The 24059-nt window shown below is 60.5% G+C and carries 23 protein-coding genes and 1 pseudogene; 13 read left to right on the top strand and 11 right to left on the bottom strand.

Features of this window, described 5'->3' with window-relative positions:
• Window positions 1-79: 79 nt before the first annotated feature.
• The 3 genes from IVA87_RS32185 to IVA87_RS32175 form a co-directional block, all read right to left on the bottom strand.
• Window positions 80-1234: an HlyD family secretion protein gene (locus IVA87_RS32185; protein WP_247337025.1), complete on the bottom strand. Its 1155-nt coding sequence runs from the start codon at window positions 1232-1234 to the stop codon at window positions 80-82.
• Between the two features lie 493 nt (window positions 1235-1727).
• Window positions 1728-2138, bottom strand: coding sequence for a cupin domain-containing protein (locus IVA87_RS32180; protein ID WP_247337021.1), 411 nt, complete (start codon window positions 2136-2138; stop codon window positions 1728-1730).
• A gap of 39 nt (window positions 2139-2177) precedes the next feature.
• A complete protein-coding gene (locus IVA87_RS32175; protein WP_346658388.1) occupies window positions 2178-3344 on the bottom strand; it encodes an epoxide hydrolase family protein in 1167 nt (388 codons plus the stop codon).
• A 487-nt stretch (window positions 3345-3831) separates the two neighbouring features.
• On the opposite strand from IVA87_RS32175, the gene IVA87_RS32170 reads away from it, so the two are divergent.
• Window positions 3832-6813, top strand: coding sequence for a winged helix-turn-helix domain-containing protein (locus IVA87_RS32170; protein WP_346657721.1), 2982 nt, complete (start codon window positions 3832-3834; stop codon window positions 6811-6813).
• Here IVA87_RS32170 and IVA87_RS32165 read toward each other — a convergent pair.
• The 4 genes from IVA87_RS32165 to IVA87_RS32150 form a co-directional block, all read right to left on the bottom strand.
• The gene (locus IVA87_RS32165; protein WP_247337018.1) at window positions 6732-7451 is read right to left on the bottom strand and encodes a hypothetical protein; all 720 of its coding nucleotides are present in this window, start codon (window positions 7449-7451) and stop codon (window positions 6732-6734) included. The two genes, IVA87_RS32170 and IVA87_RS32165, sit on opposite strands and share 82 nt — an antisense overlap.
• A gap of 13 nt (window positions 7452-7464) precedes the next feature.
• Window positions 7465-9633 carry a xanthine dehydrogenase family protein molybdopterin-binding subunit gene (locus IVA87_RS32160; RefSeq protein ID WP_247337015.1) on the bottom strand — a complete coding sequence of 723 codons (2169 nt, stop codon included), beginning with the start codon at window positions 9631-9633 and terminating at the stop codon, window positions 7465-7467.
• Window positions 9634-9636: 3 nt separating this feature from the next.
• Window positions 9637-10107 carry a (2Fe-2S)-binding protein gene (locus IVA87_RS32155; protein ID WP_247295823.1) on the bottom strand — a complete coding sequence of 157 codons (471 nt, stop codon included), beginning with the start codon at window positions 10105-10107 and terminating at the stop codon, window positions 9637-9639.
• Between the two features lie 72 nt (window positions 10108-10179).
• Complete coding sequence (locus IVA87_RS32150) at window positions 10180-11028, bottom strand: enoyl-CoA hydratase/isomerase family protein (protein ID WP_247337012.1); 849 nt, start codon at window positions 11026-11028, stop codon at window positions 10180-10182.
• A 285-nt stretch (window positions 11029-11313) separates the two neighbouring features.
• On the opposite strand from IVA87_RS32150, the gene IVA87_RS32145 reads away from it, so the two are divergent.
• The 6 genes and pseudogenes from IVA87_RS32145 to IVA87_RS32120 form a co-directional block, all read left to right on the top strand.
• Window positions 11314-11538: a hypothetical protein gene (locus IVA87_RS32145; RefSeq protein ID WP_247295806.1), complete on the top strand. Its 225-nt coding sequence runs from the start codon at window positions 11314-11316 to the stop codon at window positions 11536-11538.
• A 40-nt stretch (window positions 11539-11578) separates the two neighbouring features.
• A complete protein-coding gene (locus IVA87_RS32140; RefSeq protein WP_247295804.1) occupies window positions 11579-12244 on the top strand; it encodes a VOC family protein in 666 nt (221 codons plus the stop codon).
• An 87-nt stretch (window positions 12245-12331) separates the two neighbouring features.
• Complete coding sequence (locus tag IVA87_RS32135; RefSeq protein ID WP_247337031.1) at window positions 12332-12922, top strand: NAD(P)H-dependent oxidoreductase; 591 nt, start codon at window positions 12332-12334, stop codon at window positions 12920-12922.
• Between the two features lie 57 nt (window positions 12923-12979).
• A complete protein-coding gene (locus IVA87_RS32130) occupies window positions 12980-13690 on the top strand; it encodes an SDR family oxidoreductase (RefSeq protein ID WP_247337008.1) in 711 nt (236 codons plus the stop codon).
• Between the two features lie 47 nt (window positions 13691-13737).
• A complete protein-coding gene (locus IVA87_RS32125) occupies window positions 13738-13971 on the top strand; it encodes a 4-oxalocrotonate tautomerase family protein (protein WP_247295820.1) in 234 nt (77 codons plus the stop codon).
• 118 nt (window positions 13972-14089) lie between these two features.
• Window positions 14090-14572: pseudogene (locus IVA87_RS32120) on the top strand (hypothetical protein); the annotation flags it as partial.
• 24 nt (window positions 14573-14596) lie between these two features.
• Here the strand turns inward: IVA87_RS32120 and glgX are convergent.
• Both glgX and IVA87_RS32110 read right to left on the bottom strand, forming a co-directional pair.
• Window positions 14597-16834, bottom strand: coding sequence for a glycogen debranching protein GlgX (gene glgX / locus IVA87_RS32115; RefSeq protein ID WP_247337005.1), 2238 nt, complete (start codon window positions 16832-16834; stop codon window positions 14597-14599).
• A 23-nt stretch (window positions 16835-16857) separates the two neighbouring features.
• Window positions 16858-17139 (bottom strand): DUF3606 domain-containing protein, encoded by a 282-nt coding sequence (locus IVA87_RS32110; protein WP_247295797.1) that lies wholly within the window; start codon window positions 17137-17139, stop codon window positions 16858-16860.
• A gap of 1091 nt (window positions 17140-18230) precedes the next feature.
• On the opposite strand from IVA87_RS32110, the gene IVA87_RS32105 reads away from it, so the two are divergent.
• The 3 genes from IVA87_RS32105 (at window position 18231) to IVA87_RS32095 (ending at window position 20100) form a co-directional block, all read left to right on the top strand.
• On the top strand, window positions 18231-18629 hold the full coding sequence (locus IVA87_RS32105) for a low affinity iron permease family protein (protein ID WP_346658387.1): 399 nt from the start codon (window positions 18231-18233) through the stop codon (window positions 18627-18629).
• Window positions 18630-19528: 899 nt separating this feature from the next.
• Window positions 19529-19846, top strand: coding sequence for a PilZ domain-containing protein (locus tag IVA87_RS32100; RefSeq protein WP_247295795.1), 318 nt, complete (start codon window positions 19529-19531; stop codon window positions 19844-19846).
• Window positions 19846-20100 carry a PilZ domain-containing protein gene (locus IVA87_RS32095; RefSeq protein WP_247337002.1) on the top strand — a complete coding sequence of 85 codons (255 nt, stop codon included), beginning with the start codon at window positions 19846-19848 and terminating at the stop codon, window positions 20098-20100. Before IVA87_RS32100 ends, IVA87_RS32095 begins: the two co-directional genes overlap by 1 nt.
• 18 nt (window positions 20101-20118) lie before the next feature.
• Here the strand turns inward: IVA87_RS32095 and IVA87_RS32090 are convergent, their stop codons facing one another.
• Complete coding sequence (locus IVA87_RS32090; RefSeq protein ID WP_247336998.1) at window positions 20119-20301, bottom strand: hypothetical protein; 183 nt, start codon at window positions 20299-20301, stop codon at window positions 20119-20121.
• Between the two features lie 128 nt (window positions 20302-20429).
• Here IVA87_RS32090 and IVA87_RS32085 point away from each other — a divergent pair, with 128 nt between their 5' ends.
• Together IVA87_RS32085 and IVA87_RS32080 are read left to right on the top strand one after the other, a co-directional pair.
• Window positions 20430-20603 (top strand): hypothetical protein, encoded by a 174-nt coding sequence (locus IVA87_RS32085; protein ID WP_247336996.1) that lies wholly within the window; start codon window positions 20430-20432, stop codon window positions 20601-20603.
• Between the two features lie 629 nt (window positions 20604-21232).
• Window positions 21233-21421, top strand: a complete 189-nt coding sequence (locus tag IVA87_RS32080; protein ID WP_247336993.1) for a hypothetical protein — start codon at window positions 21233-21235, stop codon at window positions 21419-21421.
• Window positions 21422-22756: 1335 nt separating this feature from the next.
• Here the strand turns inward: IVA87_RS32080 and IVA87_RS32075 are convergent.
• The gene (locus IVA87_RS32075) at window positions 22757-22900 is read right to left on the bottom strand and encodes an H-NS family nucleoid-associated regulatory protein (RefSeq protein ID WP_247337028.1); all 144 of its coding nucleotides are present in this window, start codon (window positions 22898-22900) and stop codon (window positions 22757-22759) included.
• An 818-nt stretch (window positions 22901-23718) separates the two neighbouring features.
• Here IVA87_RS32075 and IVA87_RS32070 point away from each other — a divergent pair.
• A complete protein-coding gene (locus IVA87_RS32070) occupies window positions 23719-23943 on the top strand; it encodes a hypothetical protein (protein WP_247336990.1) in 225 nt (74 codons plus the stop codon).
• Window positions 23944-24059 lie beyond the last annotated feature (116 nt).

Below are 24059 nucleotides of genomic sequence, written 5' to 3'. Positions count from 1 at the left end.
TCCATGACTCGATGGAAGCCACTGTGGACCCTTATCCCGGGGTCCCGATTGGATGCCGATCACCCCGAAAACGGGGTCCTTATTCCATGCCGAAACACAGGCCGCCTGCCCAAATGTCGCGACGGTGTTCATTGCAGCACCTCGGAATCACGCCGCGGGCGCCCGTCGACACCGCAACGACCGAAAGTCCGGGCCGCAGCTTCACCCCCTGATCGTGTTGGTCGATCGCGATGCGCACCGGCACGCGCTGGACGATCTTGGTGAAGTTGCCGGTTGCGTTTTCTGGTGGGATCACGCTGAACTGGGCACCAGTGGCTGGTGCCACACTCACGAGCCGGCCTCTTAGATGAGTGCCTGGCAGCAAGTCGAGTGCAATGGTAACAGGCTGGCCCTCACGAATTTGGGCCAGTTGGCTCTCTTTGAAATTGGCATCAACCCAAAGACCCTGGTTCGGCACGACTGATAGCAGCCTCGCTCCGGTGGTGGCATAAGAGCCCACCCGGGCGCCACGGTTGCCGATCACTCCGTCTATCGGTGATCGGATTTCCGTGTAGCCGACGTTTATCTGCGCAAGAGTGCGTTCGGCGAGAGCCTGGCCAAGCGCGGCGCGCGCCTGCCGCTTCTGAGCCTCGATGACCTCCAGGTTGCGCTCGGCCGCTTCGAGACCGGCATGCGCCTTCCATTCGGCCGCTAAGGCCTTCTTATACTCTGCATCCGCCTGCTGAAACCGCTGCAGGGAGGCGTTCTGTCCGTCAGACAATGTGCGATAGCGATCCGCGTCGAACTTGGCGCGCTCCACCTCGGCTGTCGTCGCAGAGATCTCCGCCTTGGCCTGTTCGATGGCCGCGTGCTGCAAGCGGACAGTCGCATCGAGGTTCGCAAGCGCCGCATTCTGCGCGTCGACGCTAGAATTTGCACGATCGAGCTGAGCGCGGTAGTCTCGGTCATCGAGCTTGATCAGAAGGTCTCCAGTCTTGACCTGCTGGTTGTCCGTGACCGCGACGGTTTGCACGAAGCCAGGGACCTTCGTGGCAAGCGTTGTCACTTCGGCGCCGACATACGCGTCATCTGTCGTTTCGATGAACCGGCCCTCCGTGAGCCAATACCAGCTGTACCAGACAGCGGCAGTGCCGATCAGCGCGGCACTTCCCACGAGGGCTGCGCGCTTGCTGACGCGCTTCAACCATCCGACTAGTTGCTTTTCGGCGAGTTTGGCGGGGATGGTACCGTGCATGGTCGTGATCCTTCAAGCAAGAGAACCGACTGGTTTTCGGCTGCTTAAGAACTAGCTTCTCCTCGCAGAGAACGCCCGTTACGAGTTGTGAGACGTTGTTAGGAGGCGGCGCTTAGCGAAATGTCGATGACCCGTCCGCCGCACCCCTCAATCTCAGGCCAGCTTCTATTAGGCGAGAACGCCCCAGCGGGGCTCCGCCAGCGAGCTCACATTCGCGCAACGTGCGCAAAAGTGCTTGTTGTGTGTTGCTAAGCGCTGTTGGTCCGAGTTTTGCGGGTGGTGAGACGTGCGTATCTCATTCGCGCGGGCACTGCCTGGGCCTTCAGGGTTTTCCAGGCATCAGCTTGTACGTGCGCTCGCCCGCGCTCACGGCGACGACCATGCACCCCGCGGCAATTGATCTGCACTGCGGTGGATCTCTCACCACTACGTTGGGCTTAACGACCGCTCGCTTGCGGGGTAGCTCATTTCACATAATGATGCATTGGGCCGCTTACTTGGGGCTTGTCGGGCTCAGAACGAGCAGCGGTTTTCCCTTTTCGACGATGTAGGTGGCGAGCTCGGCGGCGGTGCCGCTGCCGACGTTTTTCACTGCATGAGGCGTTCCGGCGGGGATGAAGAGCGCTTCGCCGGCCCTCAGCGTTACCGGGGGTCTGCCATCGAGCGCGTATTCGAGCGAACCGTCGACCACGTAAACGACCTCTTCGCCCGGATGTGAGTGCTTCGGAAACGATATGCCCGGCCCAAACTCGACAAGCACCTGGTTCACCTCGCGCCCTGGTACGCTGAGATCGTGCCGCTGCAGGTCTGTGCGCTTGATACCCGGCTGCTGCGCTGAGGCTGTGTGCGTCAGCACGCTGGCGACGGTCAGTACCGCTGCTGTCAACGCTGTGATTTTTCTCACGCGAATCTCCTTTTTCGTCGTTTGAATTGCATCGAATGATTAAAGTGCAGGCCGGAGCGACCTGAACGCGGCGCGAAGCTCGGCCGCAAAAAGCGCAGGCTCCTCCCATGCCGCAAAGTGACCGCCTTTCTCCACCTCATTGAAGTAGATCAGATTCCGATAGGCGCGCCGGGCCCACGTCTCCGGAGCCCGATAGACCTCCTCCGGAAAGACCGAGATCGCGACAGGGATCGAGATGTCCGCGGTCTTCTGCACGGTCGAGAGAAGAACACTCTGGCCGCTTGTCTCCCAGTAGATGCGCGCCGATGCCGTTGCGGTATTCGTCAGCCAATACAGCGTGACGTTATCCAGCATGTCGTCTTTGCCGAGCAAGCGCTGCGGCTCGCCATTGTTATAATCGAACATCCAGGCAGCAAGGCCAGCGGGAGAATTCGCCAGGGCGTAGCAGATGGTCTGCGGCCGTGTGCCCATGATGGCAGCATATGCCCTGTACTTCTTGTTGAAGGTGCTGAGTGCGTTGAAGGCCGCGCGTTCTTTGTCGGAAAAATCGTGTGGGGCGGGTCCTCCGCCCGCGAGCGCGGCGGCCACCTCGGATGGAATGGTCGCCGGCAAGTTGATGTGGATGCCGAGCAGTCCAGGAGGCCCCTGACGCGCCATGGCGCTCGAAATGGGAGATCCCCAGTCGCCGCCTTGGGCGACGTAGTGAGTGTAACCGAGGCGCTTCATCAGCTCTGTCCAGGCTCGGCCGATCCGATCGGGATTCCAGCCAGTGGACGTGGGCTTTCCGGAAAGGCCAAAGCCTGGAATCGACGGCATGATGAGGTCGAAAGCGTCTTCCGGGCGTCCACCATAGGTCGTCGGATCGGTGAGCGGGCCGACAGTCTTGAGCAGCTCGAATACCGAACCGGGCCAGCCGTGAGTCATGATCAGGGGCAGGGCATTCGGAAGACCCGAGCGGATGTGGATGAAGTGAATGTTCACGCCATCGATCTTCGTCATGAATTGCGGAAGTGCGTTGAGCCTGGCCTCGGCCTTTCGCCAGTCGTAATCCGTGCCCCAATAGCGCATGAGCGCCTGCAATGCCGCGAGTTGTACGCCCTGCGATCCATCGTCTACCGTCTCCCCGTCGGGCCATCGCGTGGCGTTGATGCGCCGGCGGAGATCGAGAACAGCTTCTTCCGGAAAATGGACGCGGAAAGGTCGGATTTCAGGGCTCTGCTCTGAGTGACTGGTGGAAAGAGGGACAGGCTCGCGACGCCGGCAAGCGCTATCCCCTTTGCGGCGTTGCTCAGAATTGAGCGCCGCTGTTGATCGATGATCTGGGACTTTCGTGACGTAATCATCGGGCTCTCCTTCATCGAACGGTGCCTGCGTCTGCGGGAAAATCCTGCGCTTAGCCCTATGACTATGGATCAGGAGGCGGCCAATAGCTTGTTACGTCTTGTTAAGCGGCGTTGCATGGATCAGCGTGGGGCCGTGCCGCAGCCGCATTTCGCGTAGATTTGGGATATCCAGAGGCCCCTTCGTTGGCTAAGCTTGCTCTCAAGGGGGACGCGGCGTTTTTTTCGAGAGCAGTTTTGGCGATCGTATGGGTTCAGATGGCCGGGATTTTGTCGCAATCTGTTTCGAACGAGAGCGGCCGTCGTCGCGTGTTCCTGACATCCGCTGATCAAGGCGCTGCAGGTGGTCGCGCGTGACGGGACATGAAACACCAGATGCTTCGCGCATGAACCCCGCCGGGACGTCTCATGCGCCGGACGCTATCGCCTTTGGGCCGTTCACTCTCCACAACAGAACGCGATTGCTCGAAAAGGATGGCGTGCCGGTTAAGCTGGGCAGCCGAGCGCTTGATATCCTCCGGCTTTTGGTCGACCGAGCCGGCGACGTCGTCCCAAAGAGCGAACTGCTGGCTCACGCGTGGCCCGGCCTTGTTGTCGAGGAAATCAGCTTGCGCGTGCACATCGCCGAACTTCGCAAGGCGCTCGGTGACGGCAAGGCGGGCGCGCGCTTTATCACGAACGTGCCGAGCCGTGGCTATTGCTTTGTTGCTCCTGTGCAACGAAGCGTACCGGTACCGATACCAGCTTCCCTATTAGCGACCAGCACGCCTGACCAAGTGGCGCCGGTTTCACTGCCTCACCGTCTTGAGCGGATGGTGGGGCGCGAGGAGATTCTGCAGGAACTGTCGAGTTTGTTGCTGGATAAGCGCTTCGTCACTCTCAGGGGAGCCGGCGGTATCGGAAAAACCACAGTCGCAGTCGCGGTGGCACACGACATGTGGAGGGCGTTCGAGGGCCAGGTGCGTTTTCTCGATTTGGCCACTCTAAAAGATGCCGCGCTCGTCGCCAGCACAGTCGCATCGGCTCTGGGCCTCGTCGTGCACCATGCCGATCCAACCGACAGCATCATCAATTTTTTGCGCGATAAGCGCCTGCTTCTCGTCCTCGACAGTTGCGAGCACGTCATCGAGGCCGTCGCAGGGCTTGCAGAGAGCATTTACGAGCAGGCTCCCGGCGTGAGCCTTCTGGCGACTAGCCGTGAATCATTGCTGGTCCAGGGAGAGCAGATCTTTGAACTCGTTCCCCTCCAAGGTCCCCCACAAGGAGCCGGGCTGAGCGCAAGTGAGGTGTTGAGCTATCCTGCGGCGCGCCTGTTTGTGGAACGAGCGGCGGCGGCCGGGCATCGTGCGGACATTTTGGACGAGGATGCAGATGTTCTGGCCGAGATCTGTGGCAAGCTCGACGGCATCGCACTGGCGATCGAACTTGCCGCGGTTCGGGTTGGCGCGCACGGGCTGCGGGAGATCGCAAGCCTGCTCGACGGCCGGCTGAAGTTGGAGTGGCGCGGGCGGCGGACAGCACCTCCGCGGCAGCAGACGCTCGGAGCGGCGCTGGACTGGAGCTACGGTCTGATCAGCGAGAGCGAGCGGACCACACTTCGGCGTCTCGCCGTTTTCGCCGGACCGTTCACGCTGCAGGGTGCGGTGGCGGTCGCGGGCGAGGAGGGTGGACAGGCGGATCGCGTCGTCGCAATGGTTGAGCAGCTTCTCGCCAAGTCACTGGTTTCGGCCCGGCTTGAAGGCGCTTCCACCCGCTATCGCCTGCTGGACACCACCCGCGCCTATGCCATGCAGAAGCTCGCCGAGGCAGGTGAGGCAATGAGCATCGCCCGCCGACATGTCAAATATGTTCAGCACGCACTTGAGACGACCACGGCCGAATCGAGCGGTGGCGATCAGGTCGCCCGTTCGCAGGAGCGCGCAGGGCTGCTTGCCGATGCTCGCGCGGCCCTGAGCTGGGCTTACGCGAACGACGACGGCGGCGAACTGCGTGTGCCGCTGGCCGGCGCCTGCGCCAGATTGTTCGTCGAACTCAATCTGCTAAACGAGGGGCGGCTCTGGTCTAGCCGCGCGCTGACGATGCTCGACGACAAGACCCGCGGCAGCGCGTGGGAACTCGAACTTCAGGCGACTCTCGGACATGCCTTCATGTTTACCGAGTGCAATGGCGAGCAGGCCGAAGCCGCGCTCCGTCGCGGCCTGGATATCGCCGAAGCGCTGGGCGACAATTTCAGCAAGTTCAGGCTGCTGGCGCGGCTGAACATGTTCTATCGACGAACAGGTCAGTACCGCCATCTGCTTCCGATTGCCCTCGAGGCTGAGCGGGTCGCGCGAGCGATCGGCGACACCGCAGGGATCGCGGGGGCCAAGGCTCTGGTCGGCGTGTCTTACCATCTCATCGGCAACCAACCCGCCGCCCAGCTCCATCTGGACGAAGGCGTGTCGGGCGAGACGGCACTTCGCGAGGCGCAGCCCGGCCACTTCGCTTACTCAAGAACGCCGCAGATTCCGCTCGCACGCGTTTTGTGGCTGCGCGGCTTTCCAGACCGAGCGGTGGACTGCGTTGGCCCGCTGATTGCCGCGGCAGCGCCGCGGGACGCCGTGATGCATAGCATTGCGCTTTGCTGGTCCGCGTCTGTGTTCGGGTGGGTAGGTGACTGGGCCGCGGTCGAGTCGATGGCCAGTCGCCTGGCGGCTCATGCCCGTGCGCATGGACTGACGCCCTATCAAGCCGTCGCGGACGGCTTTCGTGCGCAGACGCTGATCGCCCGAGGGGAATTGAAGCCGGGAATCGAGCTGTTGCGGACCGTGCTACCACGCCTGCATGCGGATCGTTATGAACTCTATGCTTCCTCCTTTGTGGGGGAGTTATCCCAGGCATTGGCTGCCTCGGGCGAGCTGCCCGAAGGGCTGAAGATCCTCGGCCAGGCCATCGCACGCGTCGATACGGAAGGGGAAACCTTCGACACGCCCGAGCTTCTGCGCCTGCGCGGAGAGCTCGAAGTCGTCGGCGGGGACCTCAGGGCAGCGGAAGCAAGCCTGGCCGCCTCGGTTGCGCTGGCCGAACAGCAGGGGGCGCTGTCTTGGAAGTTGCGAACCGAGATGTCTCTTGCCCGGCTTCGACTCCAGCAAGGCGTCGCGAGACCGTTGGAGGGTCTTGCCGAGACTTATGCTCGCTTTTCAGAAGGCTTTGAGACCAACGACCTGAAAGCTGCTCGGCGCCTGCTGGAAGAGGCATCCTTTGACCCAACTGTTCAGCTGAAGCGAAAGTCGGAGAGGTCGATCGATACTAAGAGGGTATCGAGCACTGGCGCGAGATCTTCGTCACGCAGGTAGGCACGCCGCTTCGTTGGCATCTTGATCCCATCGACCCTGACCGGATCAGAAATGTACTGGGCGGCTGCAACCCCCCCCGCGATTTCCACTCGATAATCGTGCCGGCGGACTAACATGTCCGGCCCGAAATAGAAGTCCTGCTCGGTGCCGTGGCTCGCGATCTCCGGAGGGAAGATGGCCCTCAATCCTCGCCACGTCTCCATTCCCTCGCGCCACGGATCGATCTCGCGGACCTTGAACCCGTCCGTTGCAAGCAGGAAGGGCGTGGTCAAGTAGGTCCAGAGCGCGTATCCATTGAAGTAGGCTCGGTGCAGTGGGTCCCAATGTGTCCGCATATCGTGTCGTGCAAACGATGCGCGGGGATGTCGTCGTTCGGCGATAACTCGTCCATCTTCTGCCTCGATCGCGATGCGCTCAGGAGTGAAGTCGGTGCGCTGGCCCGCCTTCCCGAAAGGCTCGACCGAAGCCCATTCGCGATGAAGATCGATCCGCATCGTGCGCGGGCTTCGATCCTGATCGATGCCCTTCAATGCCCACAGCTCGCCGCCGGTTACAATGGATGCAGCGAGGCTGCGCCGAGCCCTCCAGCGATCCAGGCCACCATGGGCCTGGATTGCGTCGCTCAATAGTGGAATCATTTCCCCTCCCACCTCAACCTGGTTGCTTCAGCAAACCGCGATCAACGGGCATTTTCCGCAGACGCTTGCCGGTTGCTGCGAAGATGGCATTGCTGATCGCCGGCACGATCGCTGAGGTGCCGGCCTCGCCCACGCCTCCTGGTGGCTCCGAGCTGTTGACGATATGAACTTCGACCGCTGGGGCTTCGTTCATGCGCAGCATCTGATAAGTGTCGAAGTTCGTCTGTTCGACACGTCCGTTCTTCAGCGTGACCTCGCCGTAGAGCGTGGCTGTGGCGCCAAAGACGATTCCGCCTTGGATCTGAGCCTCGATGGTGTCGGGGTTGATGACGGTGCCGCAATCAACGGCACATACGAATCGCCGTACGCGCACAGCTCCATCCTTCGAGACCTCGACTTCGGCAACTTGCGCCAGGTAGGTACCGAAGGCGGATTGCACCGAGACGCCGCGGCCCATTCCCTTAGGTAAGGGCCGTCCCCAGCCCGCCTTTTCGGCAGCGAGATCGAGCACCGCCCTGGCGCGCGGAGACTTGTCTAGGAGAGCCTTGCGGTAGGCGACCGGATCCTGTTTTGCCGCCGCTGCTAGCTCGTCCATGAAGCTTTCGACCACGAACACCGTATGCGACGGACCGACACTGCGCCAGAACGCGGTCGGAATGCCAGGCGGCTCTACCCTGACATACTCGACGTGAAGGCTCGGTACCCCATAGACGAGATCGATCGCGCCTTCAGTCGAGTCGGGATCGAGGCCATTCCGGAAGGCAGGAGGTAACCAGCGCGCAATCACAGAGGAGCCTGCGAAGCGGTGGCGCCAAGCTACCGGCCTACCTTGATGATCGAGCCCGGCGGTGATCCGGTCGAACCAGTAGGGCCGATACATGTCGTGCTGGATGTCTTCCTCGCGCGTCCAAACCACCTTCACAGGCCCATCCACCTGTTGCGCGATCTGAACGGCACGAATCACGCCATCGGCCTCCAGCCGGCGGCCGAAGCCACCACCGATCAGATGATTGTGAACGATGACTTTTTCGAGCGGCAGGCCGGCAGTCTTCGCCGCGGCGGCTTGCACACGCGCGACCGCCTGGCTACCAACCCAGATTTCACATCCATCCTTGCTGACATGAACCGTGCAATTCATCGGCTCCATCGTGGCATGAGCCAGAAACGGGAGTTGGTACTTCGCCTCGATCCTGGTCGCGGCGCCCGCCAGGGCGGCCTCCGAGTCGCCGATATTCTGCGCGACCGCGCCTGCACCAAGCGTCGCCTGCTCAAGCTCGCGCGCAACCGCTTCAGTCGTGAGCCCGGCGTGGGGACCATCGTCCCATTCAATCTTGAGCGCCTCCAGCCCTTTCTTGGCGGCTCCCATGTGGTCGGCTATGACCGCAACCGCGTCGTCGAGCCTCACGATTTGGCGCACGCCCTTGGCTGCCATGGCTGCCGCATCGTCCACAGTCTTCAGTCGGCCGCCGAACGTCGGCGATTGCGCCAGCGTCGCAAACTTGACCCCGTCCGGTCTTGCGTCGATGCCGTAGACGCCCGTTCCGTTGACCTTTCCCGCTGCGTCGAGACGCTTGGCCGGAGTGCCGATCAGCTTGAATGCTTCGGACGTCTTGAGCATGACACTGGTCGGCACGGGGACCTTCGCTGCGTCAGCTGCGATCTCGCCATATTTCAGGTGGCGCTTTGTCGGGGAGTGAATCACCTCACCGTCTTGCGCGCTGCAGGACTTCGGATCGACACCCCAGCGGCCGGCTGCCGCGGCGATGAGCATGGTCCTTGCGGTGGCTCCCGCTTCGCGCAACGGCTTCCATGCACCGCGTATTGCATTCGAATTACCGGTTGCCTGCACACCGAGCAACGGATTGGCGTAGAGCTTTTCGTTGGGTGGTGCGTGCTCCAGGCGCACCTGCTTGAGGTTCACCTCGAGCTCTTCGGCAATCAGCATGGGAATAGAGGTGTAGGTGCCTTGACCCATCTCCACATAGGGCATCGTCAGAACGACCTGGCCGTCACGCTGAATGCGAATGAACGCGTTCGGAGCGAAGTCGCTGGCGGCAGCGTCGCTTCTGCCGAAAGGCAGGCTCAGGCTCAGCATCAAGCCGCCGCCCGCTGCTCCGGCCGTGGCCAGGAAGCCCCGGCGCGAGAACACGGTGTGGGTCTTACCGGTACGATCGGGGGTCATGGTTCAACCTCCCTTTGCTGTCGATTGCGCGGCGAGCTTGATGGCCTCGCGGATGCGGACGTAGGTGCCGCAACGGCAGATATTGCCGCTCATGGCGTCATCGATGTCGGTATCGGTCGGATGTGGATTGCTCGTCAGGAGCGCAGTAGCGGACATGATCTGTCCCGACTGGCAGTAGCCGCATTGCACGACCTCATGCTCGAGCCACGCCTTTTGAATCTTTGCGCCGGCATCAATCTTGCCGACAGCTTCGATCGTCGTGACCTGCGAGTTGCCGATGCTGTCGACCGGCGTGATGCAGGACCGCGTGGCGACCCCGTCAATGTGAACGGTGCAGGCACCGCAAAGCGCCGCGCCGCAGCCGAATTTCGTGCCGGTCATGCCGAGGACATCTCGCAGTACCCAGAGCAAGGGTGTCTCGCCATCCACATCGGCGCTGCGTGCTGATCCATTGACTTGAATGGTGATGGCCATAGGTGATCTCCATTTGAGTTGCCAGATGAGCGCGCACATGGCGCGCCCGCTTCTTCATCGAGCCGTAGCGTTTCAGCTGCCGAGCTGGCCGACGTAGTGCCCGAGGCGGTTCTCGACATCGCCGGGGCGATGGAAGCCGCGCGCGATCAGCGCCTTGATCCTGGCCTGGGTGGCAGGCCGTCCGAGCGAGGCAATAAAGGCGTCCCACTCTGGTGCGATGTCCGCGTCAGCAGGCAAGCTTGCCTTGTCGACAAGGCGCTTCGTCTCGGCAATCGCATCCTTGTCGAACGAGGCGATCCGCATCGCCAGGGCATCGACGAAGCTGTCGAGTTCGGCGTCAGGAAGCGAGCGGTTGACATATCCGTAACGCTCGGCGAGGTCGCCGCTAACGTCATCCGCGCTGAGCAGGATCTCCAGCGCGCGTCCGCGCCCGACCAGGCGAGGCAATCGCGCCATCGGCCCGCCACCGGGCACGAGGCCGGCACCGACCTCCCATTGGGAAAGAATGGTCTTTTCGCGGCTCGCGAAACGCATGTCGCTCGCCAGCGCGAGCTCGCTGCCGACGCCGGTGGCCCGCCCACGGATCGAGGCGATCGAGACCACCGGCGCGCGGCTGAGCCGCACCAGCATATCCGGAAGAGCTTGCAGGCCGGTCGGTCCGGGCGGAATGCTCGTCGAGTCCTCGAGGGGCGCGAGGAAGTCGTAATGGGTCAGGAAGAACCCCTCGACGGCGCTGTCGAACACAACGACCTTCACCTGCTCATCGGTTTCCAGAGCCGCGATGATCGCATTCAGCTGTGGGATGCTTTCCGGGCCGAAGATGTTCAGCGGCGGATGGTCGAACGTGACCCGCCAGTAAGAGGGCAGGCGACGCTCGAGGCGGATGCGTTGTGCGGTAAGCGTTCTTTCCAGACGGGTCATGGTGCACTCCTTGGTTGCCCGCAAACACTGGCGCAAATGGCGGCAAATGGCCCGTTAGGTGATGTTAAACGCTGTTGGGCAGTCCTGACGGGCAGCAAAGACTCGTGAGTCCAGTTGGTTAAGCGGTGGTCTCTGTGCAGTCCGAGACGCCCCCGACGTTCTCGTTGTCACCGCGCTCTGACGCCGGCCTCTGACGGGGCGAATTCCTGCTGACAACGTCTAACAACGGTTAACGAGCCAACACGCTGGGTCGGGGTGCAGTATGCGACCGAACAGGAGAGCAGCGTGTCTGCCAACAACGAGCGGGAGCAAGAAGATGTCAACCGAGATCAGGCATGGCCGCCGGGATTCTTCGGCACCGCTGCACACGGGATGATGAAGGTGCGCAAGCTGCTCGCCTTTATAGTGCTGGGTGCGAGCCTTCTTCTCATTCTCGTGCAATTCGGTCCCGCGGTCGTCTTCGAGTCAGAAGCGGCCAGCTCAACTCACATGCGCGCTGGGGCCCGATAGCGTGCGTGGAATCTGCCACTACAACATCAAGGAGAGAACCATGACTGTCACTGTCAATCCCGCCAAGGTCCGTGCGGCGGACATGAAGCTCGAGCTAATCGTCATCCCTGTTTCCGATGTGGAGCGCTCCAAGCAGTTCTACGCAGGCCTTGGCTGGCGCCTAGACGCCGATTTCGCCTTCGAGAACGGCTTCCGCATCGTCCAATTCACGCCACCCGGTTCCGCAGCTTCCGTCATCTTCGGCACGGAGGTCACCGGCGCGGCGCCCGGCTCCGCAAAGGGACTTTACTTGATCGTGTCCGATATCGAAGCGGCACGCGAGGAATTACTCAGGCGCGGTGTGAAGGTCAGTGAAACGTTTCACGGCGGCGGTGACGTTTACCGCGGCGCCGACGAGCCGCACCTATTCGGAAGCGTCCGGGTCAGCGGCCCGGATCCCGAACGCCGCAGCTATTTTACCCTGGCCTCATTCAATGATCCGGACGGTAACGGCTGGCTGCTGCAGGAGGTGACGACGCGCCTTCCCGGACGCGTGGAAGGCGACACGACCTTCGCCTCGATGTCCGATGTTGCGGCTGCGCTCCGCCGCGCTGCGGCAGCGCATGGCGAACACGAGAAGCGAACCGGTGAGCACGATGTCAACTGGCCCGACTGGTACGCCGAGTACATCGTCAACGAGCAGGCCGGCAAGCCCCTGCCGCAATAACTGCGACGGCGTCTCCATCATTAGCTGCGGTTCGCCGGCGGCCGGCGAACCGCACGCTCTCTCAATTTCGGCCGCTGGGTGAATGCGATGAATAATCGAATTCTCGTTTTCTATGGCTCCTATAGATCGGACCGAATGGGTATTCGCTTGGCCGAATTCGTCGTCGAGCGGTTGCGGCGCCGCGGCGACGATGTCGAGCTGATCGACGCCAAGACGATCAACCTACCGATGCTCGACCGTATGTACAAAGAGTATCCGAAGGGCGAAGCCCCGGCGGCTCTCGAGCAACTGGCGCAAAAGATTCGCGCCGCTGACGGGTTTGTCTTCGTCACCGGCGAATACAATTGGGGCGTTCAGCCTGGACTGAAGAACCTGACCGACCATTTCCTGGAGGAATGGTTCTGGCGGCCGGCCGCCATCGTCAGCTACTCGGCCGGCCGTTTGTCAGGCGCACGCGCCGGAACTGCGTGGCACGGCACCCTCTCCGAGATGGGGATGGTGGTGATCTCAAGCACGGTTGCTGTCGGTCCAATCGGGCAGGCACTGTCGGCTGAAGGTGAACCCACGGGCGAAGCCGGCGCCGCGCTGGAGCAGGCGTTCCCGCGCTTCGCCAACGATCTGATGTGGTGGGTCGAAGCCGGCAAGGCGCAGCGGCAACGCAAGGCGCCGCCGTACTGATCGAGGATGAACACAGACAATACCAGACCAACTTGACGCAACCTAACGGAGCTAACTATGAGCACTGAACAGAAGGTCGCTATCGTCACCGGTGCGACGCAAGGCATCGGCGCGGATCTCGTCAAGGGATTTCGCGATCGCAACTACCGCATTATCGCCAACTCGCGCTCGATCAAGCCGTCGTCGGATCCGGAGGTTCTAAACGTCGCCGGCGACATCGCCGCCCCCGAGACGGCGGAGCGCATCGTCCGCCAGGGTCTTGATCGCTTCGGTCGCATTGACACTCTGGTCAACAACGCGGGGATCTTCATCGCCAAGCCGTTCGTCGACTACAGCGAAAATGACTACGCCTCGATTGTTGCGATCAACCTGGGCGGGTTCTTCCGCCTCACGAAGCGCGTCGCTTCCGAGATGCTGAAGCGGGGCTCGGGACATGTTGTGCAGATCACGACCAGTCTGGTCGATCATCCCAACAGCAGCGTTCCGTCAGCGCTCGCGGCGATGACTAAAGGCGGACTGAATGCCGCAACCAGGTCGCTTGCCATCGAGTACGCGTCGCGAGGCATCCGGGTCAATGCCGTTTCGCCGGGCATCATTAAGACTCCGATGCACCCAGTGGAAACGCACGCGTTTCTCTCAAAACTACATCCAGTCGGGAGAATGGGAGAGGCGAGCGACGTGGTCGATGCGGTGCTCTATCTGGAGAACGCAGCCTTCGTCACTGGCGAGATCCTGCACGTCGATGGCGGGCAAAGCGCTGGCCACTAACGCGCACCTATCGCGACGTCAAATTGCTCTAGGGAAAGGATATGACCATGCCGATTGTGACGATACAGGTTACGCGTGAGGGCACTACGACTGGCGTCCAGTCCGTCTCCGCGACCGAAAAGGCCGCGCTGATCAAGGGCGCGAGCGAGCTGCTGTTCGATGTGCTGAAGAAGCCGCTTGAGTCAACATTCGTGATCATTGACGAAGTCGATACGGACAACTGGGGCTGGGGTGGGCTTCCTGCGCTTGAATATCGAAAGAAGCTCGCAAAGGAGCGATGAGCTTCCCTCGAGTGTCGAGAAACTGTAGAAACGCTTTCTGTCCCACCTTCCCTAAGTGTTTGATTTGCCTCGGAACTTAAAGTGCCCTAGGGAGCGCCAGCAATCTCAGGCACTTAGGCGCAAAAGACTCATGCTGTTCTAGGAGCGTGCCTCCGGGAGCCGGATGCATACAAACGATTCCGTCCAGGCGGCGTGCATCAGGACCTTCCGCCCAAGCTGATCGATGACAGCGAGGCCTGGTGCGATCCATTCCTGCGTGTCGTCGACGACCTGGACTCGTTGCTCTCGCTCAACCGGATCTTCAAGGCGGGCAACGTGGGTATCGACAGAGTGGCGCTCGTGCAGGCATCGGCATGGGGATTCTCGGGCATAAGGTTTTCATCTTCCTGCCGGCGAGATCTACGTCGCAGTCGAAGCACTCAAAGGTGAGTTCGGCGTGTTCCTCGTCTCGGACGGGACTAACAAAGCCTACAAGTGCAAGATCCGGTCGCCGGGATTTGCCCATCTGCGCGATGGACTTCCTGTGCAAGGGCCACTTGCTCGCCGACGTCTCGGCGACCTCGGATCGCTGGACATCGTGTTCGGCGAGGTGGACCGCTGAGCGGCGGTGTCGAGGCTCATGAATCTAGCGAGATAGAGGCGTGTCAGCGATGTCTAACAGCGCGCCGAGACCGTGCCGCAGGCGGCGCGTTGCGAGGTTATCGTTGGCAAGCCCAAACACCAACAAGGATCGCCCGGTCACCGCGTAAGCGTGCCCGAACTCGAACTCGACCATGCGCGCGTCCGGCTGGTTGGTGTCGATCAGGCCTAGCCAACTGAGCCCGTCGGCGACGGCCGGCAAGATGAAGTTTACGACGTCATGGTGCGCGTTATAGACCAGTAGCAGGGTCGCATCCGAGCCACGGCGTTTGATTCCGGTCTCCTGGGCGCGTCCGTCAAGCAGCATCCCCAAGCACTTGGCGTTGCCGTCCTCCCATTGGTCCGTCATCATCTCCTCGCCGGTTGGAGACAGCCAGGTCACGTCGTTCACGTCGAGCTCCTCGTTGTGAGAGCCGACCAGGAAGCGGCTGCGGTAGAGAATGGGAAATGCCTTGCGTGTAGCGATCAGCTTTCGCACAAATTCGCGAAGGTTGCGGCCGTTAGCGGTCATGCCCATCCAGTCAAGCCAGGTGGTCTCGTTGTCCTGGGAGTAGGCGTTGTTGTTGCCCTTCTGGGTATGTCCGAACTCGTCGCCGCCGAGCAGCATGGGTGTACCATGGGAGAGCAGCATCGTCCCGAACAGATTCCGTTTCTGGCGCTCGCGTAGCGCGGTGATCGCGGGATCGTCGGTCGGACCCTCGACCCCGCAGTTCCAGGAATGATTGTTGCTCTGGCCGTCGCGGTTCTCCTCGCCATTCGCCTCGTTGTGCTTGTCGTTGTACGCGACGAGATCGTTGAGGTTGAAGCCGTCATGGGCCGTCACGAAATTCACACTGGCCCATGGCCGCCGTCCGCGCTTGTTGAAGAGATCGCCCGATCCTGAGATACGCTTGGGAAAGTCGGCAATCGTGCCGGGATCGCCCTTCCAGAAGGCACGCACAGCGTCCCTGAATTTGTCGTTCCACTCCGCCCATCCCGGCGGAAATTGGCCGACCTGATAGCCGCCCGGTCCGATGTCCCAAGGCTCGGCGATCAGCTTGACGCTGGAGAGTACAGGATCCTGGCGGCATGCATCGAGGAAGCCGCCGCCTTCGTCAAAGCCATAGGGCTCCCGCGCCAGGATAGTGGCTAGATCGAAACGGAAGCCGTCGACCCGCATCTCGCTGGCCCAATAGCGCAAAGAATCGGCGACCAGCTGGAGCACGCGCTGGTGCGAGAGGTTCACCGTATTTCCGGTGCCCGTGTCGTTGATGTAGTAGCGCTTCTGGTCCGGCAGCAGGCGGTAATAGCTGGCATTGTCGATGCCCTTGAATGACAGGGTCGGGCCGAGCTCGTTCCCCTCCGCAGTGTGATTGTAGACGACGTCAAGAATGACCTCGATGCCATGGGCATGGAACTGGTTAACCATAGTCTTGAATTCGTTCGCGAGCGGCGCCTTGAGATACCGTGGCTCCGGTGCAAAGAAGGCAATGGAATTGTACCCCCAATAGTTGCGAAGGCCCTTCTCCACCAGATAACCGTCGTCGACGAAAGCATGGATCGGCAACAGCTCGGCGCTGGTTATGCCAAGCGAGCGCAAATAAGAGGGAATTTCAAAGTGCGCCAACCCTGAGAATGTGCCGCGGTCTGCTTCAGGAACCAGTGGATGCGTCTGCGTAAAGCCCTTCACGTGCATTTCGTAAATAATAGTACGCTCCCACGGCACTTCCGGCTTGCGCGCCACGCCCCAGGTAAAGGCGGGGTCGATGACGCGGCATTTCTGCATCAGCGACGCGCTGTCGCGTTCGTCGTAGGAGAGATCTTTGTCAGCATGGTCGAGCTGGTAGCCGAACAGCTCAGACCCCCAGCGCAACTGGCCGACCAATTGTCTCGCATAAGGATCTAGCACGAGCTTGTTGGGATTGAAGCGGTGTCCCGCGTCGGGTTCATAAGGACCGTGGACGCGGTAGCCGTAGACGGTGCCGGGACGGGCGGAGGGAAGATAGCCGTGCCAAACTTCGTCGGTGTATTCCGGAAGTTCGATACGCTCCAGTTCGGTTTCGCCGGTGTCATCGAACAGGCAAAGCTCGACCTTGGTGGCGTGAGCCGAAAACAGCGCGAAGTTGACGCCGAGCCCATCCCAGGTGGCGCCGAGCGGAAACGGCCTGCCTTCTGTGATCCGGGAGCGGCGCAGGCTCGAGGCCGTCCGCGTCAGGGCTTCATCCGAACGCGCTGATTGATCCATGTCCGCCCCCAAGAGGAATCTATTTAAGAAACCGGCGCGGTTGGCAAAGGCTCGGTTGCTGTTTGCTCCGTGCCGGGCGCGCAGGCGACCACGGCGGCAGGAAGCGCATCGGCGGCCTGCGTTGCCACGCTGGCCTTCTGCAGCGTCGCTTCCTTGCTGATCGCCGAAATGGAATTTCCGATCCGACCGACGATCGCGATCAGTTCGGCGTCAGAAAGGCGTAGTCGCTTTCTGACGTGGCGCACCTGGGTACGATCCGTCAGGTCCAGCTTGTTGCGGATGGGTTGTGGCTTCGAGCGTTGCATGGCGACGGCTCCTGTCTATCGGAGCAACCAGCGGCCGGTCCTTCTGTTCCAGAAATCGCTTGCTGAATGCAACAAGGCGCACTGGTCGGCCCGCCCCCTTGTTCGATGCTTTGGGCAGGCCGCGCATGACTTCGCTGAACGGCCCAACTGAAGACGTGGTCCATGGCGGCCCGGTGCATTGTGGCGAGCATTGCCGAGCGCGAACTAGTTATCCCATCATTGATTCGAGGAAAGGACCTGTGGCGATCACGTGCCGGCCCGACCACCGACTTTTTTCCAGATGATATCGTCGTTCGGGTTCATCACGAGAACTGACCGGCGTGGAAACTGCCATTCAGGCCATGGGAGTTCTCGCCGCGGGTTTGACGTCTCTGTCTTACTTGCAGCAAGTGCGTAAAGCACGTGCGCCTGGTTCGACCGAGGACCTTTCCCTGAAGATGCTGGTCGCGCTCGCCAGCGGGCTATCCTCTGGATTGCTTATGGGTTCTTGAAGCGAGACTGGATCATCGTCCTCGAACGTGGTCGGAGCGGTGCTTGCGCTTACGTTGATCGCGTTAAATCAGCGACATGAGAAGATCCAACCATCGCGCTGGTGACTTCCGGGTGGAAATGGACGTGCTTGGCATCGCCTATCACCAGTTCTCACACGAGCATACTCCCCGCGGCACCGGAGCGCCTAACACAACCACATCGACGTTCACCAACGGCGTTACCACGATCACACAACAACCGATGCCACGGCCAATGTGATCCACCGTGAAATCGACAACGCGGATGGAACGCGCGAGTTTGAGATCTATCAACTTGCCGACCACCCCTTTTCGGGGACTGACCGGATGTCGACGCCAGTGGCAATGTCCCATCGACAACTTTAACGGATGGAACGATTTATCTGTTGGGCATTGATATTCTTAACGCCGACGGGTCGACCACAGGCTACGACGAGCCATACCAGATTCGGCGCTTGCTGAAGAAAAAGCGGCGCTCGATTCCTTCGCCTCGAGGCTTACGAACCGGCAGTTGGCGGTCTGGAGCCCGATCTGATCCACCCATCCAGGCAGGTGGAACAACCGCGCGCGCTTAATGAGCCCTTGACGCTTTTGCGCAATGGATCGCGAGTTGTAGAGCTTTCTGGAACCGACCAAAGCAGCGCCACGTTGATCGTCATGGCGCTGAAGGAAATCCGAGGCTGGTTGACCAACATAGGCGTGCTGGCCTCGCGGCCAGCCGCGTTCGTGGTGTTTCTCGCTTATGCCGCGCTTTGGTTCGCCTTCGGCAATGGCCTAGAGTGGCATTCGCTTGCCACTCTCGCGACCTGGGGAATGACCCTCGTGATCCAGCGCGCCGAGCACCGCGACACGCAAGCCATTCATGCGAAGCTCGACGAGCTGCTGAAGGTTCACGGCGATGCCAAAAACTCCCTTATGAACATCGATGACAAGGACGCTGAGGAAGTCGAGCGGGAACGAGCCCAGGCGCGTGCGTCGTGAGCCCTGGCGGTCTGACCACGTTGAATGCTCCTCCTTCCTGGTTCCAGAATTAACTCGCCACCGCGACATCAAGCTTAATTCCAGAGGTTGATTGCACCGAAGCTGCGGAGCGCTAGCTTCTTATGGCCGGACATTGCCCTTGGTCCGGGTCCCCAATGGCGGAGCCGTCGCGCCATTATATTCGACGCGGCGGCTTCGTTTGATTGCAGGCCATTGTATTTGAAACAGCAGTCAGACGGCGGAAAACTTGACCTTATCGAGATGCGTCGGCAACTCACGGTCCTGCGCTCACAGCACTCGGAAAACCTTGCGATAGCATCGCTACTGAACCGCTTCCTCGTGAAGGTTGCATTCCTCTCGGAGCCTACAGACCCGAAGCACGAACAGCATCTCCAATCTGAGTTTGCACAGACGCTGAAGAAGGTGGAGGCGATCACCTCGCGCAGGTCATTAGCGAAGCGACCAGTCACCACTAACCGACCCAAGTAACACTAACGATCGTATCTCATTGCGCTTGCCGGCGGGCGCGCCGATGCCGGATGCAGTCGCGAAGTCGCCCTTGTTCGCGTACTGGCGTCTTCGCGGCGAGGGGGCGCCGGCCCTTCGGCCGGCGGCCCCGCCCAGTGCTAGGATTGATGCTGGCGGCCATGCGACGAAGCGCGGTCGGGAGCGTAGTCTCCGGGCGGGCGGGCCTCATAAGCGGGTTTTCCGCTTCGCCGTCAGCTTCGCGCGTTGAGCCGGCGGCTCATCGTAGGCATCAACCGAGCCGGGCAGTCAGCGATAGCGCGCTACCCAGACGCGCGTGTTGGGCGCTCGCAGCGGCCCAACTGTTCGTTCACAGACCGTCAACGCTCTTGCCTTACTCTGAGCGGCTGCCCGAAGGCCACACGGGGTGGTTCATGAGTGAGGCGGAACAACGATCCGACAGGCGCGTCGTCTTCGAACGGCCAATCGAAGCGCGGTTGATGGCGATCGACGGCACATGGCAGCGCGCCTCCAAAATTCATGATGTTTGCGAATTTGGCGCAAAGCTAGTGATTGACGGTGCGGTGACAGGTATCGGCCAGAAGGAATTTTTCCTCGTACTGTCGCCGATCGGATTAGCCTACCGACACTGCGAGCTCTCCTGGGTCAACGGAGAGTTCGCCGGCGTTCAATTCATCAATCGCGGTCGAGTTTCGAAGAGAGCGCGACGCGGCGAAACGCTGGTGAAGTGATGACAACCGATCGTCGCAGACAGGAGCGCAGCGAAGTCGACGAGGTTGCGTACATTTCAGGTGACGGATCAAGCCTTCGCTGTCGGGTGCGGAACATCTCCGATTATGGCGCTGCTATCGAGCTGCCGGACAGCCGCTTTATGAGAGCGCGGTTTACTCTGATGCTCGAGTGCAGTCGCATGGTCAGGGAGTGCCGCTTGATCTGGTCAATGGGTAACCGGATCGGAGTGGAGTTCGTTCGTGAAGGCGAATAGACCAGCGGCGTCGTGGCGTCAGGCCGACATCGGGCGGTTTTTCAGCTCGATCATTGCGCGACGCGCAACCGCGGTCAGTTCACCGAGAGAAACGTGACCTGCCTGCGCAGACTGGATCAACTGCTCTGCGATGAACTTGCGGCTATCATGATCTCCGCCGTTCGGAAGCTCTCGGCACACTTGCTCCAGGATAACATCCATATTGGCCTGCGTGCGCCTGCAATCTGCCCATTGGCGTCCTCGATCTCCGTTTTGGCATATCCTCACCCCTTCCAAACATCGCAGGTTTTGAAACGGGGCTCGGGCGACGGCATACCTGCTGAGAGAAGATGTCCTCTGAGGAATGCGCGGCAGATGTGCTCGCCAAGCAGTGGCTCGAAGAGGAAAATGACCTCACCTATGACAAGCTCCATTACCTCGTCCTGACGACGCCACACTTATCGCCATCGCCACCGACACTGAAAGTCACCGCGAAGAAAGCCGCTTTCATCATTTTATTCTAGCACACTGTAGACGGCCCTTTTTCGACCTCGTCATTCACCGGGAGATGCGGCCATTCGATCTCCAGCTCGCGGTTTGGTGCCGAACTTGAAGCCAGAAGAGATCCCCGTCAGCGGTGTCACATGCTCCCCGCACTCTCGTGGGCCTGACAAAAAGGCAATAAACAATGGCGCGCATTCTCGCGAGCCTGATTATGGGCGGTCCACTATCGGTGGTGTTATGTCTTCGTGTGCGGCGATTTCGGCCTTCGTACGAGGCTTTCGTTTTTGGACAGAGAACACTTCCAGTTCCGCGGCTTGGTCATGCTGGCCAGAGGGGAGACCGGTCGCCATGACGGTTCATGAGCAACCATGCACTGATGATAATGCAGTATTTTCCGTCCGACTTCCATGCCTCGCGGCATGTCAAGGCGACCGCACACCTCCACATCACGGGAGCAAATCTCCTCCGCTCAGCTGTCCGACATCTGAGTCAGGGCCTTTTCAACAAAACTGATGCCGTGAACTAGTCTGATGGTCTTCGGCATCAATCTGGACGCTGCAAAGGCATCGTCTAATCGGAACTTGGTCCGTAGCTTGATCATGAGCGCGAGCGTGATACTAAGCCACTCCGAATCAACTTGGAGATCGAAATGGCCAAGAATGTCACGAAGAAGAAGCTCGTCCGCAAGGAATACACGGCATCCGACATCAAGCTATTGAAAGCACATTCGCGAGCCAGAACGCCGGTTACGAAGCTGTCTAAAATGATGAAGCGATCCGAAGGATCGTTGAGGCAGAAGGCACGAGTGCTAGGTATTGGTCTCGGCCATCAACGCTAGTTCGTTAGTAAAGCCGCTCACGGCGCTGAAAGGGGCGCATGTAACGGGGCCGATGTCTCGGCACGCGCGCCCAGATCCGATCCGACAGACGTCGCCCGTTACCGATCTTCCGACCGGCTCATGTCCCAAGCACATCGGGCCGACCCAAGTTGAGTTGGAGAAGCTCTCGCGACCGAACTGACGCTGCCTCTTTCTCCGGCTGTGCCGGCCGACATGGATCTTACGGACGCGGCAGGAAGCAAAGGGCGGCTTGCTGCTAGCGCTAGGTCTTCTCTGTCTTAAGCTCCAGCCGCACGCATCGGCTGAAGATGGCTGTGCACTTTTGTCCACGGCCTTTCCAACGGCCCACTCAAACAGAGACGTTTGGATGCTCGAAGGTAATCTAGGCGGCTCAAGCGTGCTCTTCCGTCCGCCAATTTCCGTCGGAAGGAATCGCCGCTCGCAACTGTAACGCCTAGTTTAGGGCGTCGAGATCAGTCCACCAGCTGTTGCAACTATCCAACGGTTGCCCCAACGCACGATAGAGTCTATCCGCCCGATGCCGGGGACCACGTCGCCCCGTGCTGCCATTCGAATCCCATCGGGCCCTTCGAGCACCGCCGTTCCGCCGCGAACGTCAAGGACTGCCCAACCTCCAATAGTCGTTGGTCTTGTCTCGGGGCCCGACAGGAGCGGCTCCGCGGACCCGAGCGAGCCGGTCACAGACACGTCCGCCTCGACAGCCGAAGAAGCTTGGTTCGAAGCCGCCGATTGCGCCCCACTCGACGCTTTTGTCAGGGGCTTCGGAGTAAGGCTAGCGCTTACTGTGGAGGGCTGACCTACACCAGGCGGTGTTCGCGAGGCCGACGCTAATGCTATCTTTCGGGCGCTTTCGATCCTACCGCCTGACTTTGTGTCAGGCATGCGGCGCGAAACCGTTTCTACCTGAGCAATTGGGTTGAGAACCGAGATAGTTGCAGGACCGTACCAAGCCCCAGCCCATCCCAACCCGAAGCCCCCAGCCAATGCGGCCACGACGAGCCAAATGGTGCGATTTGGATGGCCGCTTGGCGCCAATAGGGCCAGGATCTCATCTCGATTGGAGCTCGAGAAATCTGATTGGTCGAGAGTGACAGGCCAAGTCGTGACCTCGCAACTGCCTTGATCCGCGACCGTCTCGAACCTCTCCAAGGTATTCGCATGATGCAGTGGCATGCTCGGGTCCCTTGTGGTCCCCAATGATCATGCTGGGAACTAAACCAACCCTTAACAGCCGATGCATGTCGGCACGAATAGACAGTGGTGCATCGCGCAGGAAGATCAAAGGAGTGATGACCAGCGGATGCCCCCCAGCGCTCAATTTGTCTGCCGCTTTTGAACCGAAGCCTGCTCGATTAGGAAGTCATCCAACTTCCCGCCGCCTCGAAGCTGCGGCCGCAGCCACCGAGGCAACCTGCCGCGACCGGACCATGTCTCCGACGGGTTCTTCCATTGCGATATTTGGGATGAACGGGCGGGTATGGACGGCGCTTACGAACGAACCGTGGGGCCTCGTCTGGCAGTCCAATCTTTTGGAGCCGTTCCTCCAATTGTGCTTTTTTCACTAACACTTTTTGAGTGAGGCTGACGGTGACGTGTTGGTGAAGTATCCAGAGCTCGTCAATGGAGAGCGAATTGAAATGCGCGGTGTCCATGGCTCGATCCGAATTCTTGGGAGAAGGCCTAGGCAGACAACTCGGGAATGAAGGAGCAGACAAGGCGCCAGCTAAATATTAGCCATACAATCCACATTTAAATGCGGAGGTAGCAGGAAGAAAGGCACCACGGCGGTAATATCGTGGCGAAGCGTTTAATTTGGTGCGAGGGGTAACTCTCGCTAGGGGCTCGCAGACTGATATCGTGACATCCACAAATTTACCGCCCGACCAGTTGCGCTTTCGCACGGCCATTGCTCGCGCCGAGATGAGCGCAACGTTGCCGCAGCGATGGCGATCGAGCGGCTGCGTCGCGGACCGCGGAGATCAATGCGTAGAGAAATGCAGTTGGCTGGATTTATTGAGCGCACTGCCGAGTTGCACCCCAACGGCGCTGGACGACTCTATTGGATTCGGATGGCCCGGCGCACAATTAATCATAACGCTGCCAGATTTAAGCCGCATGGGAGCCCGTGTCGCCGCGAAGGCTCATGCCCGGGGGCACATCGGGAGTTTTCGATGTCCGTCATTTGCGATTTTACTTGGCCAGTTTGAGAACCCTTTTGCCGAGTTCTTCAATATCACTCCCCGCGAACCCGCTCCAACCTCTCCGCCGCAAGCGGAATGCCTGGCACCTCGACCGCCATTGGTCAGCATTGGGTGTATCGGATGGACGGTCACCGCAAATGCTGGTTCTTGGCCGAGGGTATCGCGACGGTGAAGAAGCACGTCACTCATCGCGTGGCCAAAGAGCACGCCGCCAGTTCCGACGAGAACGAGTCCGCGCTGCGAAGCCGAGGCGCGGTGATCGATGCGCGCGGAGCTATTGCGCCCCGCACCGGCGGATAATATCAGGGCACAACGCCTGCTGTCGGGCGACGTGGAAAATTGACCCCCTGACGACACGAGGAATTGACCCCCTCGCGACACGGTCAGAACGGGGGTTTTATGCAGCGACTCAGTTC

Source organism: Bradyrhizobium sp. 147, from assembly GCF_023073935.1.
GTDB lineage: Bacteria > Pseudomonadota > Alphaproteobacteria > Rhizobiales > Xanthobacteraceae > Bradyrhizobium.
This window is presented reverse-complemented; position numbering and strand designations above follow the sequence as displayed.